This window comes from Lysobacter soyae (assembly GCF_019551435.1).
Taxonomy (GTDB): Bacteria; Pseudomonadota; Gammaproteobacteria; order Xanthomonadales; family Xanthomonadaceae; genus Solilutibacter; species Solilutibacter soyae.
In genome coordinates this window covers 107,617-122,413 of the sequence record NZ_CP080544.1, presented here as the reverse complement: position 1 = coordinate 122,413, position 14,797 = coordinate 107,617, and the positions used below count along the sequence as shown (strand labels likewise).

The 14,797-nt window shown below is 61.0% G+C and carries 15 protein-coding genes and 1 tRNA gene; 6 read left to right on the top strand and 10 right to left on the bottom strand.

All coding sequences use genetic code 11. The features are described 5' to 3' along the window. Position 1 precedes the first annotated feature (1 nt). From mnmG to bioB, 7 genes are all read right to left on the bottom strand, one after another. Entirely contained in the window at positions 2-1,897 is a 1,896-nt protein-coding gene (mnmG, locus tag H8L67_RS00630) for a tRNA uridine-5-carboxymethylaminomethyl(34) synthesis enzyme MnmG (protein WP_220379882.1), read from the bottom strand. Between the two features lie 359 nt (positions 1,898-2,256). Beyond that, a complete protein-coding gene (locus H8L67_RS00625) occupies positions 2,257-2,853 on the bottom strand; it encodes a hypothetical protein (RefSeq protein ID WP_220379881.1) in 597 nt (198 codons plus the stop codon). Positions 2,854-2,963: 110 nt separating this feature from the next. After that, positions 2,964-3,875, bottom strand: coding sequence for a methyltransferase domain-containing protein (locus H8L67_RS00620; RefSeq protein WP_220379880.1), 912 nt, complete (start codon positions 3,873-3,875; stop codon positions 2,964-2,966). Further along, complete coding sequence (gene bioH, locus H8L67_RS00615; RefSeq protein ID WP_220379879.1) at positions 3,872-4,645, bottom strand: pimeloyl-ACP methyl ester esterase BioH; 774 nt, start codon at positions 4,643-4,645, stop codon at positions 3,872-3,874. The genes H8L67_RS00620 and bioH overlap by 4 nt, the downstream gene beginning before the upstream one ends. A gap of 3 nt (positions 4,646-4,648) precedes the next feature. Beyond that, entirely contained in the window at positions 4,649-5,620 is a 972-nt protein-coding gene (locus H8L67_RS00610; RefSeq protein ID WP_220379878.1) for a multidrug resistance efflux transporter family protein, read from the bottom strand. Continuing rightward, on the bottom strand, positions 5,617-6,813 hold the full coding sequence (bioF, locus tag H8L67_RS00605; RefSeq protein ID WP_220379877.1) for an 8-amino-7-oxononanoate synthase: 1,197 nt from the start codon (positions 6,811-6,813) through the stop codon (positions 5,617-5,619). The genes H8L67_RS00610 and bioF overlap by 4 nt, the downstream gene beginning before the upstream one ends. Continuing rightward, positions 6,810-7,856 (bottom strand): biotin synthase BioB, encoded by a 1,047-nt coding sequence (gene bioB / locus H8L67_RS00600; protein ID WP_220379876.1) that lies wholly within the window; start codon positions 7,854-7,856, stop codon positions 6,810-6,812. Before bioB ends, bioF begins: the two co-directional genes overlap by 4 nt. Positions 7,857-7,905: 49 nt before the next feature. Here bioB and H8L67_RS00595 point away from each other — a divergent pair, with 49 nt between their 5' ends. Then, positions 7,906-8,643, top strand: a complete 738-nt coding sequence (locus tag H8L67_RS00595) for a ComF family protein (protein WP_220379875.1) — start codon at positions 7,906-7,908, stop codon at positions 8,641-8,643. Between the two features lie 4 nt (positions 8,644-8,647). On the opposite strand, the gene ubiA is transcribed toward H8L67_RS00595, so the two are convergent. From ubiA to H8L67_RS00580, 3 genes are read right to left on the bottom strand one after another with little or no spacing between them, the layout of a single operon-like run. Continuing rightward, entirely contained in the window at positions 8,648-9,571 is a 924-nt protein-coding gene (ubiA, locus tag H8L67_RS00590) for a 4-hydroxybenzoate octaprenyltransferase (protein ID WP_220379874.1), read from the bottom strand. Between the two features lie 35 nt (positions 9,572-9,606). Next, entirely contained in the window at positions 9,607-10,356 is a 750-nt protein-coding gene (locus H8L67_RS00585; protein ID WP_220379873.1) for an N-acetylmuramoyl-L-alanine amidase, read from the bottom strand. 56 nt (positions 10,357-10,412) lie between these two features. Then, positions 10,413-11,156: an SIMPL domain-containing protein gene (locus H8L67_RS00580; protein WP_220379872.1), complete on the bottom strand. Its 744-nt coding sequence runs from the start codon at positions 11,154-11,156 to the stop codon at positions 10,413-10,415. Between the two features lie 91 nt (positions 11,157-11,247). Here H8L67_RS00580 and H8L67_RS00575 point away from each other — a divergent pair, with 91 nt between their 5' ends. The 5 genes from H8L67_RS00575 to H8L67_RS00555 all read left to right on the top strand — a co-directional run bounded on the left by H8L67_RS00575 (position 11,248) and on the right by H8L67_RS00555 (position 14,796). Continuing rightward, complete coding sequence (locus H8L67_RS00575) at positions 11,248-12,264, top strand: patatin-like phospholipase family protein (RefSeq protein ID WP_220379871.1); 1,017 nt, start codon at positions 11,248-11,250, stop codon at positions 12,262-12,264. Positions 12,265-12,351: 87 nt separating this feature from the next. Beyond that, a tRNA-Arg gene (locus H8L67_RS00570) sits at positions 12,352-12,428 on the top strand. 134 nt (positions 12,429-12,562) lie between these two features. Further along, the gene (locus H8L67_RS00565; protein ID WP_255555978.1) at positions 12,563-13,129 is read left to right on the top strand and encodes a sigma-70 family RNA polymerase sigma factor; all 567 of its coding nucleotides are present in this window, start codon (positions 12,563-12,565) and stop codon (positions 13,127-13,129) included. Then, positions 13,126-13,791: a ChrR family anti-sigma-E factor gene (locus H8L67_RS00560; RefSeq protein ID WP_220379869.1), complete on the top strand. Its 666-nt coding sequence runs from the start codon at positions 13,126-13,128 to the stop codon at positions 13,789-13,791. Before H8L67_RS00565 ends, H8L67_RS00560 begins: the two co-directional genes overlap by 4 nt. Before the next feature lie 54 nt (positions 13,792-13,845). Beyond that, positions 13,846-14,796 (top strand): acyl-CoA desaturase, encoded by a 951-nt coding sequence (locus H8L67_RS00555; RefSeq protein WP_434063408.1) that lies wholly within the window; start codon positions 13,846-13,848, stop codon positions 14,794-14,796. The last annotated feature ends 1 nt before the right edge of the window (position 14,797 follow it).

Sequence of the window (14,797 nt, the reverse complement as noted above, 5' to 3'; positions counted from 1 at the left end):
GTCAGGCAGCTTGCGCGCGCCGTGCGCGCGTGAGGTGCACCAGCAGCAGTGAGATTGCAGCCGGGGTCATGCCGGGAATCCGCTGTGCTTGCCCGACCGATTCCGGGCGTACTTTCTCGAGTTTCTGCAGGACTTCCGAAGACAATCCCCGCACTTCGCGATAGTCGAAGCCGTTAGGAATCAGCGTGTTGTTGTTGCGCTCTGCGCGTGCGATCTCTTCGCGTTGGCGATCAAGGTAGCCGGCATATTTGGTTTCGATTTCCACCTGTTCCGCGGCGACGGGATCCTGCAGGCCGGGTCCGAACTCGGGCACGCCCATCAATGCCGTGTAGCGCATCTCCGGTCGGCGCAGCAGATCGCAGCCGTTGGTTTCCCGGCTGATTTCGAGATCGAGATCGCGCTTCAACGCCATACCAAGCGAGTTGTTAGGCGCTGCCCAGAGCGACTGCAGTCGGCGCGTTTCTTGATCGACGGCCTCGCGTTTTTCGCAGAAAGCCGCCCAACGCGCGTCATCCACCAAGCCCATGTCGCGACCGACCGGGGTCAGACGCGCATCGGCATTGTCTTCGCGCAGCTGCAGACGGTATTCCGCCCGGCTGGTGAACATGCGGTAGGGCTCGAGCGTGCCTTGGGTGATCAAATCATCCACCATCACACCGAGGTAGGCTTCGTCGCGGCGCGGACTCCAGGCCGGTTGGCCTTGCACGGCGCGGGCGGCGTTCAAGCCGGCCAGCAAGCCTTGTGCGGCAGCTTCTTCGTAACCGGTGGTGCCGTTGATCTGGCCGGCGAAATACAAACCTTCCACTGCCTTGGTTTCCAGCGAAGTCTTCAGACCGCGCGGATCGAAATAGTCGTATTCGATGGCATAACCGGGCCGCGTGATATGCGCGTTCTCGAAACCGATGATGCTGCGCACCAGTTCAAGTTGCACATCGAAGGGCAGTGAGGTGCTGATGCCGTTCGGATAGATTTCCGCGACGTCCAGCCCTTCCGGCTCGACAAAAATCTGGTGCGACGCCTTTTCCGCAAAACGCACAACCTTGTCCTCGATGCTCGGACAGTAACGCGGACCGATGCCCTCGATTTGACCCGAATACATCGGAGAACGATGCAAAGCGTTGCGGATAATCTCGTGGGTACGCTCGGTGGTTTGCGTGATCCAACACGAGACCTGCGGCGGATGGTCGTCGAGACTGCCCATGAACGAAAACACCGGGCGCGGTGAGTCGCCGGGTTGTTCCTGCATCACCGAATAGTCGAGGCTGCGGCCGTCGATGCGCGGAGGGGTGCCCGTCTTCAAACGGTCGACCATGAACGCACCTTCGCGCAAACGCGCGGCCAATGCACTCGACGGCGGATCACCCATGCGTCCCGCGGCATATTGCGTTTCGCCGATGTGGATCTTTCCGGCCAAGAACGTGCCGGCCGTCAACACGATGGACGGTGCTTCGAAACGCAAACCGGTTTGCGTGATCGCGGCGCGGACACGACCGCCGATGATTTCAATATCATCCACCGCCGCTTGAAACACGGTGAGGTTGGGGGCGGCTTCCACCGCGCTGCGAATGAATTGGCGATAGCGTGCGCGATCGGCTTGGCAACGCGTTGCGCGCACCGCAGGACCCTTGGACGCATTCAAAGTGCGCCATTGAATACCCGCTGCGTCGGCGGCGCGCGCCATGATGCCGCCCAGTGCATCGATCTCTTTGACCAGGTGCCCTTTGCCGATGCCGCCGATGGCCGGATTGCAACTCATTGCGCCCACGGTTTCGATGTTGTGCGTCAACAACAAGGTGCGCGCACCCGCACGCGCCGCAGCCAACGCGGCTTCAGTGCCGCTATGACCACCGCCGATGACGATGACTTCGAAGTTGTAAAAAGAAGGACGAGTGCTCATGCCAACCGCGCCTAGAAAAATTCTGAAACACATGCCCCGCAGTTGTTTTACTGTTGGCACGCTTCATGCTGATTATCCCATGCACCCTAAACGACAGCGCTTCACGGCGCATACCGAACTTGGAACAGGGGTCGGTGACGTGCGTGAAGGGGAAGCAGAGGGCCAAGTGTCGGGGGACACTTGGCCCTCATTTTTTATAGGGTGCTGGCTCCGGCCTGGACGGAACAGGGGGGATCCGGATGCCAAAACCGGAAACCAGCATAGAGATTGACCCTACTGGTCAGAAATCGACGCTGGAGGTCACGGAAGAAGGATGGACCCTTTTACGGTCCCGCGCAAGCATTCACCTTCAAGCGGATTCAGGGTTCCGTTCCCCGCAGTTCGCGACCCTTATGGGATTCCCGTCGCGCCTCGGCACGCTCCACACCCGCGCCGGCTGCCTCGGTGCGCGGCGTGAACACCGGCGGTGGCGGCAAGCTGCCGACCACAGGCGGAGAGGGCGGCGTTCCGGCATTCGGAAGCGGTTGTCCGGGGTTGGGTCGGGTCGGATAGCCATGGCCCGGTCGCGGGACCGGATACACACGCGGCGGACCGACGTAAACGCCGCCGGGGTAGCTGCCATAGCTGCCGTAAGCACCGTAGCCGCCGTAGGCCGGCGTGTTGTTATAGCCGCCGTAACCATACGGGTAGCCGGAGGAGTAGCCGCCGTAGCCATACGGATAGTTGTTATAGCCGCCGCGGCTGATCAGCACCGAGGTGCCGTCGGGATACACACGATAAATATTGCCGGCGCGGTCTTCGACAATCCGTGTGCGGGATTGGTCATAGACCCGTTGACCGTTGTAGGTGCCGTATCCGTCACCGACGCGGCCGGTGGTTCGGTAGCCGTCGTCATACGCCACGCAGCCGGACAAGACCAAGACGGCCGCGCCCACCCATGCAAGATTCGATTTCATGTCTATACCCCTGTTGGAACACCTCAAGGATGGGGTCCCCACCACCGCATTGCCAGCACCGGAGGCCGAATGGCGGTCAGCTGTTCATGAATCAGGGCGTTGCCCAGTATTCAGCGCTTGCGGCGAATCGGAATTCGATCGATCGGCATCGCGGCGATTTCGCCGAAACCGTCGCGCATGGGTGTGCCGGGCTCGGGCGCCCAAGCTTGGGCATAAATGGCTTCCCAGCGCACCGGCAGCTGCCCGTCTTCCGTGCGCACGTGCGCCGCGTCGGCACGCCTGAAGCGAGCTTTGCCACTGAGACTGTGCCGGCGCGCATGCAGAGCATTGGTTGCTCCGATCGCTTTCAAAGACAGCATTACGCCGCGCAAATCAGGCTGATATTCGAACAGCAAATCGCGATCAAGCACCGGCTCGGCGAAACCGGCAGCCATCAAGGCATCACCGAATGGTGCGATGGCGGTGAACGGGCTCACATGCGGCGCGTCATCCGCCATGGCAAACGCTTCCCGCAGTTCAGCCAAGGTTTGTTCGCCGAAGGTCGAAATCAATAACAAACCCTTCGGGGCGAGGACGCGTCGGAACTCGGCGAAGGCGGCGGGCAAGTCTTCCACCCATTGCAGGGCGAGATTGCTGAATAACAAATCCACACTGGCGTCGGCGAACGGCAAGGCGCGCAAGTCGGCACAAACCCGCTCGACCCTGCGTCGGCGCAACCATTGCCCGCGGGTGTTGGCTTCGGCGGCTTTCAGCATCGGCAGCGCGGCATCGACTGCGAAGATATCGGCTTTGGGTGCCCAACTGCGCAATGCATGTGCAGCGGTGGCCGGGCCGCTGCCGACATCCAGAATGCGCTGCGGGCGCGCATCTTCGCCGTGCTTGAGCGAATAGTGCGCGAGGGATTCCATCAAACGGAATTCGATTTCGCGTTGCAGTGCCGAATGTCCGGCGTAGCGTTCTGCGGCCGCGCCGAAATTGCGGCGGACGCGGGCGCGGTCGAAGATGTCCCGGTTGTCGTTCATGCAGTGCGGGCGGTCATCGCGGTAACGACGGCGTCGCCGTGGGTGAGGAACGGTGCGTGACCGGCGTGCTCGATCACGGTGACGTCTGCCTGGGCACACAGGGCGGCCGCTTCCTGCATGGCACGCGGGTCCACCAAGCGATCACGACGACCCGCAATCCAAGTGGTCGGCACCTGCAGTGCGGGCAAGGTCGCGCGCAAATCGGTCTGCTTCAACACATCGAGGCCGTCCGCGAGCACGGCGGGGTTGGGCGCGCCACGTGCAAGGACTTGGTCGCGCAAGGTGCGCAACTCTTCGCGCGCATTGTCCGAACCGAAGGCTTCGAGCGCAATGAAGCGATCCAGCGTGGCATGCCAATCGGTACGCAAGCCGTGGGCGAAGTCATGAAAAATTTCCGGCGACACGCCGTAGCGCCAATCCGCTTGTTTCACAAAGCAGGGACTCGCACACAACATCACCAAACGTTGCATGGCAACGCCCGACTGCGCAGCGTGCAATGCGACCAGACCGCCAAGCGACCAGCCGCACCACGTCGCATCGCGCGGTACCACATCCGCGATGGCGTCTACACAAGCCGACAGCTCGAGCGGGAGGGCGCTCTCGCGGTTCAATCCGTGACCGGGTAGATCGACGCAATGCACGCGGTAGTGCGGCTTCAAACGCTCAATCAAGGTGGCGAAAATGCCGCCATGCATCGCCCAGCCGTGCAACAACACCAAATCGCTGCTCGCTGACGGACTGTCAAAAAACTCAACCTGCAATGAAGTCATCTTTCAATTCACTCCGGTGGTGTCGCGTGAAGCCAGCACCGCCATCCACACAATGCCGATCACGACAAACACGCCACCGACCATGGCCAACGGCGCGGGCAACGCATCCCGCAGAAAAAGCGCGCCCATGGCGGCAGCGAACACGAGTTCGGCGGCTTGCATGGCCTCGGCGGCGGCGAGTGCCACCGGTTGCCGGCGGACGCGACCGGTGGCCGAGAAAAACAAAATTGTGGCGATCACGCCGGAAAACAAGGCAACGCCGGCACCGAGCGCGACCTGATGCCAACCTGGCCAACCTGATTGCCAATAGGCATAGCCAGCCACACACAGCCAAATCGGAAAGCCGACCAAGCTCATACCAAAAACGCGTTGCACGGCATTGAGTGATTCGCCGGTGCGTTCAAGGTGCAACAGCAGCAGACGGTTGCCGAGCGGATACAGCACGGCCGAAATCAACACGCAAAGCATCGCGAACCAAGCGGCGGCGGTCATGGTGCCGTTCGCATGACTCCATTGCATCAGGAAGACGCCGACCAATATCAGGCAGGCGACTGCCATCGCGGCGCGCGGTATGCGCGCACGCGCGTCGTTGTAAATAAACGGTGCGCACAACATGCCGGCGACAACCGTGAATTGAAAACTGCCCGCAATCAACCAGGCCGGTCCGCTATCGGAGGCGTAGGCCAAGAACAGGTAGAACGCCACAAAACAAATCGCGCTGCACTTCAGCCATGCCCAAGGTCGGTGGCGCACCGCAGTAAGTACCGGCGCCACCGCATTGCCACCTCGCATCAGCGGCAGCAACATCGGCAGGGTCAACAGGTAGCGTAGGCTCGCGATCCACGCCCAGTGTCCGGCTTCCTGTGCGGCGACACGATTGAAGACATAGGTGAAGGTGAAAAAAAACGCCGACGCCAAGGCCAGCGCGACCGCGACCAGCGCATTGCGCCGGAGCGCGGTGGCAGACAGATTCATTCCGCGCGAAAACCCGTGTTGACGGCGTCGCGCGCCCAAGCCATGGCGGCCACCAGGCCATCGATGTCCGCTTCGGAATGCAACGCACTCAGCGTGACGCGCAAACGTGCGCCGTTCTCCGGCACCGTCGGCGGTCGAATCGCGCTCACCCAGAAACCCTGCGCTTCCAAAGCCGCCGACATGGCGATCGCGATCTCATCCGCACCGCAAGGCACGGATTGAATCGCGGATGCCGACTCCGGCAGTTCGAAGCCCACACGCTGCATGCCTTCCCTGAAACGCGCCAGGTTGGCAAACACGCGTTCGCGACGCCAAGCTTCGCGTTGCGCCAGTCGCAGTGCGGCGCGCGTGGCGGCCGCAGCGGCCGGCGAACTGGCGGTAGTGTAGATATAAGGGCGTGCGTGTTGTTTGAGATGTTCGATGTAGGCCCGATCGGCCAACACCAATGCGCCTTCGCCACCCAAGGCTTTGCCCAGGGTCACCACTTGCAAGGGCACTTCGTTGGGCCCCAAGCCCGCCGCCGCCACCGTGCCGCGGCCGTCGGTCCCCAGCAGGCCGACGCCGTGCGCATCGTCCACCACCAACGTGGCGTGTTGCACACGTGCGATCAACGCCAAGGCACGAACCGGCGCGACATCGCCATCCATGCTGAAAACGCCGTCGGTGACCACCATCGCAGCCCCGGACGCATTGCTGCGCAGCTGGCGCAAGGCACCCTCGGCATCGTTGTGCGGGTAGCGACGCAATGACGCGCCGGACAAGCGTGCCGCATCCATCAGGCTGGCGTGATTCAGGCGATCTTGGACCGAGAGATCCCCTTCACCGAGGAAGGCTTGGGCGACCGCCAAGTTGGCTTGATAGCCGCTGGAAAACAACAGGGCTGACGGATAACCGAGCCATTCGGCCATTTCCCGTTCAAGCGCATCGTGTTCTTCAAAATGTCCGCAGACCAAATGCGATGCACCGGCACCAGTGCCCAATTTGGATGCGGCATCCTGGAAGGCGGTGCTGACCACGAAATGCTGTGCCAAGCCGAGATAGTCATTGCTGCAAAAGCACAGCAAGGACTGACCGTCGACTTCATAACGCATACCGTCGCGTTTGCTGACGGCACGGCGGCGGCGAACACGGTGTTTTTCTTCGCGGGCGCTCTGCGCCGCGGCGATGCGATCGAGCAATCGCGGACGATTCATGCGCGTGCCTCGTCGGCCCCCATGATGTCTGCGTGGACCGTTGTGCTACAGCTACCTTCCGCCGCGGCGTCAAAGGGCATCGGGCGCAGGCCTAAGCGCGCAAACAATCGTTCATCGGCACCGACGTCGGGGTTGCCGGTGGTCAGCAGTTTTTCGCCATGGAAAATCGAATTGGCGCCGGCAAGAAAGCACAAAGCTTGCAGCTCGTCGTTCATGGTTTCGCGGCCTGCCGAAAGACGAACCATCGAGGCCGGCATCATGATGCGCGCGACCGCCACCGTGCGTACGAATTCAAACGGGTCGAGTTCGGTGGTCTTGGCGTCGGCCAAGGGCGTACCGGCCACTTGCACCAAGCGATTGATCGGCACCGAATCCGGATGCGCGGGCAGCGTGGCCAACGCGTGCAGCAAACCCGCGCGTTGCGCGCGCGATTCGCCCATGCCGACGATGCCGCCGCTGCAGGTTTTCATGCCGGCGTCGCGAACGTGGCTCAGCGTGTCCAAGCGATCCTGGTACTCGCGTGTGGTGATGATGTCGCCGTAGAAATCCGGCGCCGAATCCAAGTTGTGGTTGTAGTAGTCAAGGCCCGCCGCGCGCAATGCCACGGCCTGCGTTTCGGACAACATGCCGAGCGTTGCACAGGTTTCGAGACCGAGGGCTTTCACCTCACGAATCATTTCGGCGACCTTCGGGATGTCGCGATCCTTCGGTGAGCGCCAGGCGGCGCCCATGCAAAAGCGGCTGGCCCCGGCGGCTTTCGCTTGTCGTGCCTTCTCCAGCACAGCATCGGTCGGCATCAATTTGGTCGCTTCGACGCCAGTGTGGTAGCGCGCCGCCTGCGGGCAGTAACCGCAGTCTTCGGGGCAACCCCCGGTCTTCACCGACAGCAGCGTGCTGACCTGTACTTCCGTCGGATTGAAATATTGGGCATGCACCGCGGCCGCGCGTGCCATCAGCACTGGGAAAGGCAAATCGAACAAGGCCTCCACTTCCTGACGGGACCAATCGTGGCGAATGGCGGGGCGAAGACTGACAACAGACATGTTCGAAATCCGATGGGGGAAGTGCTGGCAATCTGCCAGTCTGAAAAGCATGTCACGGACTGTCAACCTTGCGCCGCTGAATTCGGCCCGGAACCACCTGCGAAATTGCCTCAGTTTCGTGGCAGATGCGGTTTGGCCGCGGCGCTGCCACCTCTGCGAAGCGCCCGGCGCAATGGGTTTGGATCTGTGTGCGACCTGCGCTGGAGACCTGCCTTGGATGCCGGACGCCTGCCCGAGGTGCGCATTGCCGCATGCGCCGGGGCAGGCGGTCTGCGCCTGCGAACTGCTGCCTTCGTGGTTGGACGGCGTGTTTGCCGCTTTCCTATATATGGCGCCGCTGGACGCTTGGTTGCCCCGACTCAAGTTCCATGGCGATCTGGCCCTTGGCGATTTGATGGCCAGTTTGATGGCGGAGGGCTTGGCGTCGGCGCCGCGCCCGAGTTGCCTGATACCGGTTCCGCTGCATACACCCCGGCTGCGTGCGCGGGGTTACAACCAAGCCGTCGAGCTGGCGCGGCCATTGGCGGTGCAGATGGGCTTACCTCTCCAGTCACGCCTGCTGCGTCGGCGCAAGCAAACCCTCGCCCAATCCGAGCTCGGCTTGGAGGCACGCACGGCCAACATGGCGGATGCATTCGAAGTGCGAGCGGGCGCGTCACTGCCGCGTCATGTCGCCTTGGTGGATGACGTCATGACCACCGGTGCGACCTTGCAAGAAGCGGCCTGGACCCTCAAAGACGCCGGCGTCGCGCGTGTGGATGCGTGGGTCTGCGCTCGGGTGCCCTGAGGACTCAGGCCGATGTCCGCAAAGCGAAATCCGCCGCGATACCCGCGAAGATCGCCAGCCCGACCCAGTTGTTATGCCGGAATGCCTTGAAACAAGCGTCACGCGCGCGTGACTTCGCATGATGGAATTCCCACGCCACCAGTAAGGCCGCGATGCCAAGGCCGACGAAATACCCGTGGCCCAGCGATTCGCGCAGCCCGACCAACACGAGGCTGGCAAACATCACCGCATAAATCACCGATTGGGCGACGAGGTCGGCGTCGCCGAACAAGATGGCCGTGGATTTCGAACCCATGCGCAGATCGTCTTCGCGGTCGACCATGGCGTACCAAGTGTCGTAGGCGGTCGACCAGAGAATATTGGCGATGTAGAGCAGCCAGGCCACCGGGGGGACGCTGCCTTGAACCGCGGCAAAGGCCATCGGGATGCCCCAGCCGAATGCCATGCCGAGATATACCTGCGGAAAGTAGGTGTAGCGCTTCAAATAGGGATAGCTGGCAGCCAGAACCACGCCGACCACGCTCATCCAGATGGTGAGGCGGTTTTGGGTGAGCACCAGGCCGAAAGCAACAAGCATCAAACCGGCGAACAACAGCAAGGCCTCGCGGCCCGATACCTCACCCGTGGCCAGTGGTCGGTCTTTGGTGCGCGCCACATGAGGATCGAGCCAACGGTCGGCGTAGTCGTTGATCACGCAACCCGCCGCACGGGTGAGCCAAACCCCCAAGGTGAACACGATCAGCGGTTTCCACGCCGGAACCCCCTTGGCGGCGAGCCACAAACCCCACCATGTCGGCCACAACAACAGCAACCAGCCGATCGGCTTATCAGCACGCATCAGACGGATATACGCGCCCGCCTTGATCTTGAGGCGCTCCAAGGCGGGTCGATTTTCTTCCAGCCAATTGGGGGGCAAAGGTGAGTTCATCGGCAAAGTTTACGCAGGTCGGCCGAGCGGATCGATCAACGCGCTTGCATGACCAAGGCATGCAAGATGGCCAAGTCTCGCGCATCGAATTCGGGCGTCAAGGTTTCGCCGTCATCACGCCCGCGGAAATGGATGCGGAATGCGCGCAAGGCCGCGGCCGGTCGGCGAATGTCGTAGCCCACCGCTTGCATGGCCAACCAACCATCGAATCCTTCCGGTGCCGGTGGTGTGGCGAGCGGCCACTGACCGAACCCGGCTTCGAACAACTGTTGCCAAGGAAACTGCGGACCCGGATCGGTGCGTCGTGAGGGCGCGAGATCCGCGTGAGCTATGACTTGGGTTTTCGGAATCCGGTGGCGGCTTGTCAGGTCCTGCAGCAGGATCAGCAACGATTGGATTTGTGCTTCGGTGAACGCGGCCGTGCCGTCGTTATCGAGTTCGATGCCCAAAGAGGCGTCGTTCAAGTCTCTGATCTGACCCCACCGCCCGCCGCCGGCGTGCCAAGCGCGGTCCAGATCGGCGACCAGTTGGAAGCGGCGTCCGTCGCGACCAATCAAATAATGTGCGCTGACCGGCGACGCGGCCTGCGCATCGGTCAACGTTTTCAGGCTCTCGTCGACGCCGTGCTGGGCGGTCAGATGCAGCACGATTAGTTGCGGATTGCGATGGTCGAAGTTGGGCGAAGGGCGCCAAGTGGTCAGAGGGTTGGGGGCTTGCAATGTCGAGCAAGCGCTTAGTGCGCCGAGTATCAAGACGGATGCTAGGGCATGTCGGATAGGTCTCATCTGCGACGGCCACCTCTCTTTGGCGAGAGCATTTGGTATTGCTTCAATCTTCCTGATCAGGGTTGGATGGAGTAGACGACATTGATGGATTCTTCAAACACCAGCTCAGGCACCAAGTACACAGAAGGACCCGACAACGGTTTCGATGCATTGACCGTGATGGCGTTCATGTAACCGGCGTTGGGAGAGGGCGCGTACTGTGCGTAGGACGTGCTTTGGACGCTATTGATGCTGTAAACCTTTCCAAGCGCGGCATTGAAACCGGCTGCCAATACCGTAGCACTCGCATGGGCTTTCTGTGACGCCTCGGCGCGCAAAGCGCTACGAATTGCATCAGCGCTGCTCGATGTGAATTTCGGGTCTTCAATTCGCGAAACGCCCGCATCCAGCACCGCGTTCATGACCGCATCTATCTTGGAAACGTCGCGCAATTTGAACTTCACCGAACGACTGGCCACGATGCCGCGCTTGGTCATCTTGCCGTTCTCATAAGTAAAGTCCTCGCGTACTGCCAGCGTTGACGCGGAAATATCAGAATCCGAGACATTCATTCGCTTTAATGATGCGAGAAGCAAAGCGACTGCGGCATCAGTACGTTCTTTGGCGCGAATCCCGGTCTCGTCGGTGAACGCGGCAGTGACGCTCAAATCGGCGATGTCCGCGCGTGCGGAAGATGTCGCGCGCCCACTAGTGACGACATGTGGACCATCGGGCAACGGCGTACCGGCCCATGCGTTTGCCGTAAGGAAGGCCATCGTCAAGGCAAGTGCACACGAAATACGCATTTCGCTCTTTTCCATTGTCAGGTTGACTGCATCCTAGCCTATGCGGGTGCCTCGATTCATCCGGTTCGACTTAAGCTATGCACTTCAATTTAACCAACGACGTCTGATGCGCAAGTTCTTGACTGCCGCCTTCTTTTCCACTGTCCTCGCTGCTTGCGCCGGCGCACCGCCAGCCGATGTGACCGTACGCGCAGCAACGGTGAAGGTGGCACCGGTGAAAGTCGGTATCGCGCTGGGCGGCGGCGCAGCCAAAGGCTTTGCGCACATCGGCGTGATCAAGATTTTGGAAGCCAACGGCATCACTCCGGTGGCTGTTGCCGGCACCAGCGCGGGCAGTGTGGTCGGCGCGCTTTACGCCAGTGGCATGGACGCGTATGCGATGCAGGAAAAAGCGTTTGCGTTGGATGAATCCAGCATTCGCGACGTCAGCTTGTTCTCCGGCGGTCTTGTGAAAGGGCAGAAGTTGCAGGACTACGTGAATCGTTTGGTAGGCGGTCGCAGTATTGAAAAGCTGCGCAAGCCGTTCGCCGCGGTGGCAACCAATCTTGCCGATGGTCGCCGGACGGTCTTCGTTCGTGGCAATACCGGCCAGGCGGTGCGCGCGTCGAGTTCCATCCCGGGTGTCTTTGAAGCCGTGGCCATCGGCAAAGCACATTACGTGGATGGCGGCGTGGTCAGCCCGGTGCCGGTCGATGCCGCACGCGAACTGGGCGCCGATTTCGTCATCGCGGTGGATATCAGCAGCAAGGCCGATGGCATCGCGTCGGCCAGCAGCATGATGGGCAACGTCCAACAAAGCCTCAAAATCATGGGTCAGAAACTCGGCGCGCAAGAGTTGGCACGTGCCGATATTGTGATCCGGCCGAGGGTCAATGACATCGGCGCGGCGGATTTCGAACTCAGGAACAAAGCCATTCTTGAAGGCGAACGTGCAGCACAAGCGGCATTGCCGCAGATTCGCGCCAAACTGGCTGCGATGCAGAAAGCGCGGCAAGACAAAGCCCAACAGGCCGCCAATGCACGGGCGGCGCACAACGCCGAGGAGGCGCGTAAAGCCCGCTGCGCACAGCGCGACGGCTGGTTGGACAAATTTCGCCGTGATCCGGATTGCCGCAAGGACTGAGCGTTTGCCCCGAATGACCGGGCAGTAATGCCGCAGCTGGCGGGGAGAGCCGCTACAATAGCGGCTCCGCTACGGCGGACTCGGCACGCGCCCGTAGCTCAGCCGGATAGAGTAGTGGCTTCCGAAGCCATTGGTCGGGGGTTCGAATCCCTCCGGGCGCGCCAACCTGATCAGACTTCCGACGCCCCTCTGAATCCAATCGCCGCCTTTGTTCGTATAAACACTGTATTCCCCGGCGCACTGTAGGATGCCAATGATCAGTCCGAACTCAGGGAGGACGTCCCGCAGGGTCCTCGCGATGAATCCATTCGCCATCACCGAGAAAAGCGTGCCCGATTGGTCGTCTGACATGAAACAAGTGGCGACGATCCGCGATCGAGATGCGTTCATGCGGATTTACGCGTTTTTCATGCCCCGTCTGTGTCTCTATTTGCGAGGCTTGGGTGCACCCAACGCGACGGCGGAGGAGATAGCACAAGATGCGTTGCTGAAGTTGTGGCAGCAGGCGGCGCAATACGATGCGGCACGTGGCGCGCTTAGCACCTGGCTGTTTCGCGTTGCGAGAAACCTCTTTTTCGACAAGTGCCGTAAAGAACAGGGACTCTCCTACGTTAGCGCAGCCGCAATAGACACTGAGTGCGATCCCGCGCCCGATCGCGCCGAAGCCTATACCGACAATCTCGCTTTGCATCAACGCATTGATGCCTTGTCGCCGATACAAGCACGTTTGATCCGAATGTCCTATTTCGAGGCCAAGAGCCATCAGGAAATCGCCGATGAGATGGGCATGCCGTTGGGGACGGTGAAATCGCATGTGCGTCGGGCGTTCTTGAGTCTGCAGAACAGCATCGGAGGGAAATCATGACGCCGCGTCACCATCTCGACGCGACCACCTTGGTCAGTTATGCGGCAGGTGCGTTACCGCCGGAAACGGCAGCGATTGCGTCTTTGCATTTCAGCGCATGCGGGCATTGCCGCGCAAAGCTGCTCGATGCTGAACGAATCGGCGGTGCCTTGGTTGAAAGGCAATTACCGACGTGGTCCGAAGGCAAAGCATCGATATTGCGCGAGACGATGCTGCGAGCCTTGGATGAGGCCCACACAGTAGCCGCGCCGGCGGTGCATCGAGCTGACCGATCGGATGAAGATGCGATGCCCGAGGTGCTTCAGCCCTACTTCGGCAAGACCTTCAGCGCGCTTAAGTGGCGTTGGATGGGCTCGGGCGCGCACTACGTACGCGTAGTAGGTCCCAGTGGCGTCGTATTGCTACTGCTGCGAATTGCGCCGGGCAAGCGTATGCCTGTGCATGGCCATCAAGCCGGAGAGCTCACCCAAATATTGCAGGGCGCCTACCACGATGCGTTGGGATACTTCCAGGCGGGTGATGCCGCTGATCTGGACTCGGAGATAGAGCATCAGCCGGTCACCGCGCCCGGCCCAGCCTGCATTTGCGTCAGTGCGCTCGAGAAGCCGTTGCGTTTTCCGGGCTGGTTCGCCCGAAAGCTTCAGCCGGTTTTTGGTGTTTGAGTGCATCCAAGTGATGTCTGGCCGCGTAAGCCTGAAGGTAGACAGGAGCCCCGGATGCCAAAGAAGGTCATTGAATCGCCCACGGGAGGTGTCATCGCGAAGCTCACGGTGATGCGCCGTTGGATAGACGCGGGCGGAAACGACATCGACCCCGCTGGTAGAGATGAGATCGATTGGCTGCGGGCGCTCCCGTTCATTGCAATGCATGTGGCGTGTCTGGCGGTGCTTTGGGTGGGGGTGTCGCCGTTCGCGGTTTGCGTCGCCGTGCTGCTTTATGCCATGCGCATGTTTGCCATCACCGCGTTCTATCACCGCTACTTTTCGCACAAGGCATTCAAGACCTCGCGCGCAGTACAGTTTGTCTTTGCTGTTTTGGCCGCGTCTTCGGTGCAGCGTGGACCCCTTTGGTGGGCGGCGCACCATCGTCACCACCACGCGCACGCTGATACGGCGCGTGATCTGCATTCCCCGCGCAAAGGTTTCTGGCGCAGCCATGTCAGTTGGTTTCTGACACAGGGCGCGTTTGCAACCAACCCCGCTCGTATTGGCGATTGGCTGAAATATCCGGAGCTTCGTTGGCTGGATCGCTTCGATACCGCCGTTCCGGTGGCATTGGCCATCGCGTTGTACGCCATTGGCGCCATGCTCGAAACCCACGCGCCGGCGCTGCACACCTCCGGTGCACAACTGCTGGTCTGGGGATTCTTTATTTCCACGGTCGTGCTGTTTCATGCCACCGTGACTATCAACTCGTTGGCGCATCGCTTCGGCAGCCGTCGCTACGCGACGAAGGACGACAGCCGTAACAATGCATGGCTCGCATTACTCACACTTGGCGAAGGCTGGCACAACAATCACCATTTCTATCCAGGCAGCGCTCGCCAGGGATTTCGTTGGTGGGAGATCGATTTCACTTGGTACGGACTGCGGCTAATGCAAGGATTGGGCTTGGTGCATTCGTTGAAAGGCGTCCCTGATTGGGTTCTGGCTAAGGGGCGCCGCTGAG

Bases quoted from the DNA above. Each gene is read 5' to 3' on its own strand.
- mnmG (WP_220379882.1), bottom strand. From the start codon at position 1,897: ATGAGCACTCGTCCTTCTTTTTACAACTTCGAAGTCATCGTCATCGGC.
- H8L67_RS00625 (WP_220379881.1), bottom strand. From the start codon at position 2,853: ATGAAATCGAATCTTGCATGGGTGGGCGCGGCCGTCTTGGTCTTGTCC.
- H8L67_RS00620 (WP_220379880.1), bottom strand. From the start codon at position 3,875: ATGAACGACAACCGGGACATCTTCGACCGCGCCCGCGTCCGCCGCAAT.
- bioH (WP_220379879.1), bottom strand. From the start codon at position 4,645: ATGACTTCATTGCAGGTTGAGTTTTTTGACAGTCCGTCAGCGAGCAGC.
- H8L67_RS00610 (WP_220379878.1), bottom strand. From the start codon at position 5,620: ATGAATCTGTCTGCCACCGCGCTCCGGCGCAATGCGCTGGTCGCGGTC.
- bioF (WP_220379877.1), bottom strand. From the start codon at position 6,813: ATGAATCGTCCGCGATTGCTCGATCGCATCGCCGCGGCGCAGAGCGCC.
- bioB (WP_220379876.1), bottom strand. From the start codon at position 7,856: ATGTCTGTTGTCAGTCTTCGCCCCGCCATTCGCCACGATTGGTCCCGT.
- H8L67_RS00595 (WP_220379875.1), top strand. From the start codon at position 7,906: ATGTCACGGACTGTCAACCTTGCGCCGCTGAATTCGGCCCGGAACCAC.
- ubiA (WP_220379874.1), bottom strand. From the start codon at position 9,571: ATGAACTCACCTTTGCCCCCCAATTGGCTGGAAGAAAATCGACCCGCC.
- H8L67_RS00585 (WP_220379873.1), bottom strand. From the start codon at position 10,356: ATGAGACCTATCCGACATGCCCTAGCATCCGTCTTGATACTCGGCGCA.
- H8L67_RS00580 (WP_220379872.1), bottom strand. From the start codon at position 11,156: ATGGAAAAGAGCGAAATGCGTATTTCGTGTGCACTTGCCTTGACGATG.
- H8L67_RS00575 (WP_220379871.1), top strand. From the start codon at position 11,248: ATGCGCAAGTTCTTGACTGCCGCCTTCTTTTCCACTGTCCTCGCTGCT.
- H8L67_RS00565 (WP_255555978.1), top strand. From the start codon at position 12,563: ATGAATCCATTCGCCATCACCGAGAAAAGCGTGCCCGATTGGTCGTCT.
- H8L67_RS00560 (WP_220379869.1), top strand. From the start codon at position 13,126: ATGACGCCGCGTCACCATCTCGACGCGACCACCTTGGTCAGTTATGCG.
- H8L67_RS00555 (WP_434063408.1), top strand. From the start codon at position 13,846: ATGCCAAAGAAGGTCATTGAATCGCCCACGGGAGGTGTCATCGCGAAG.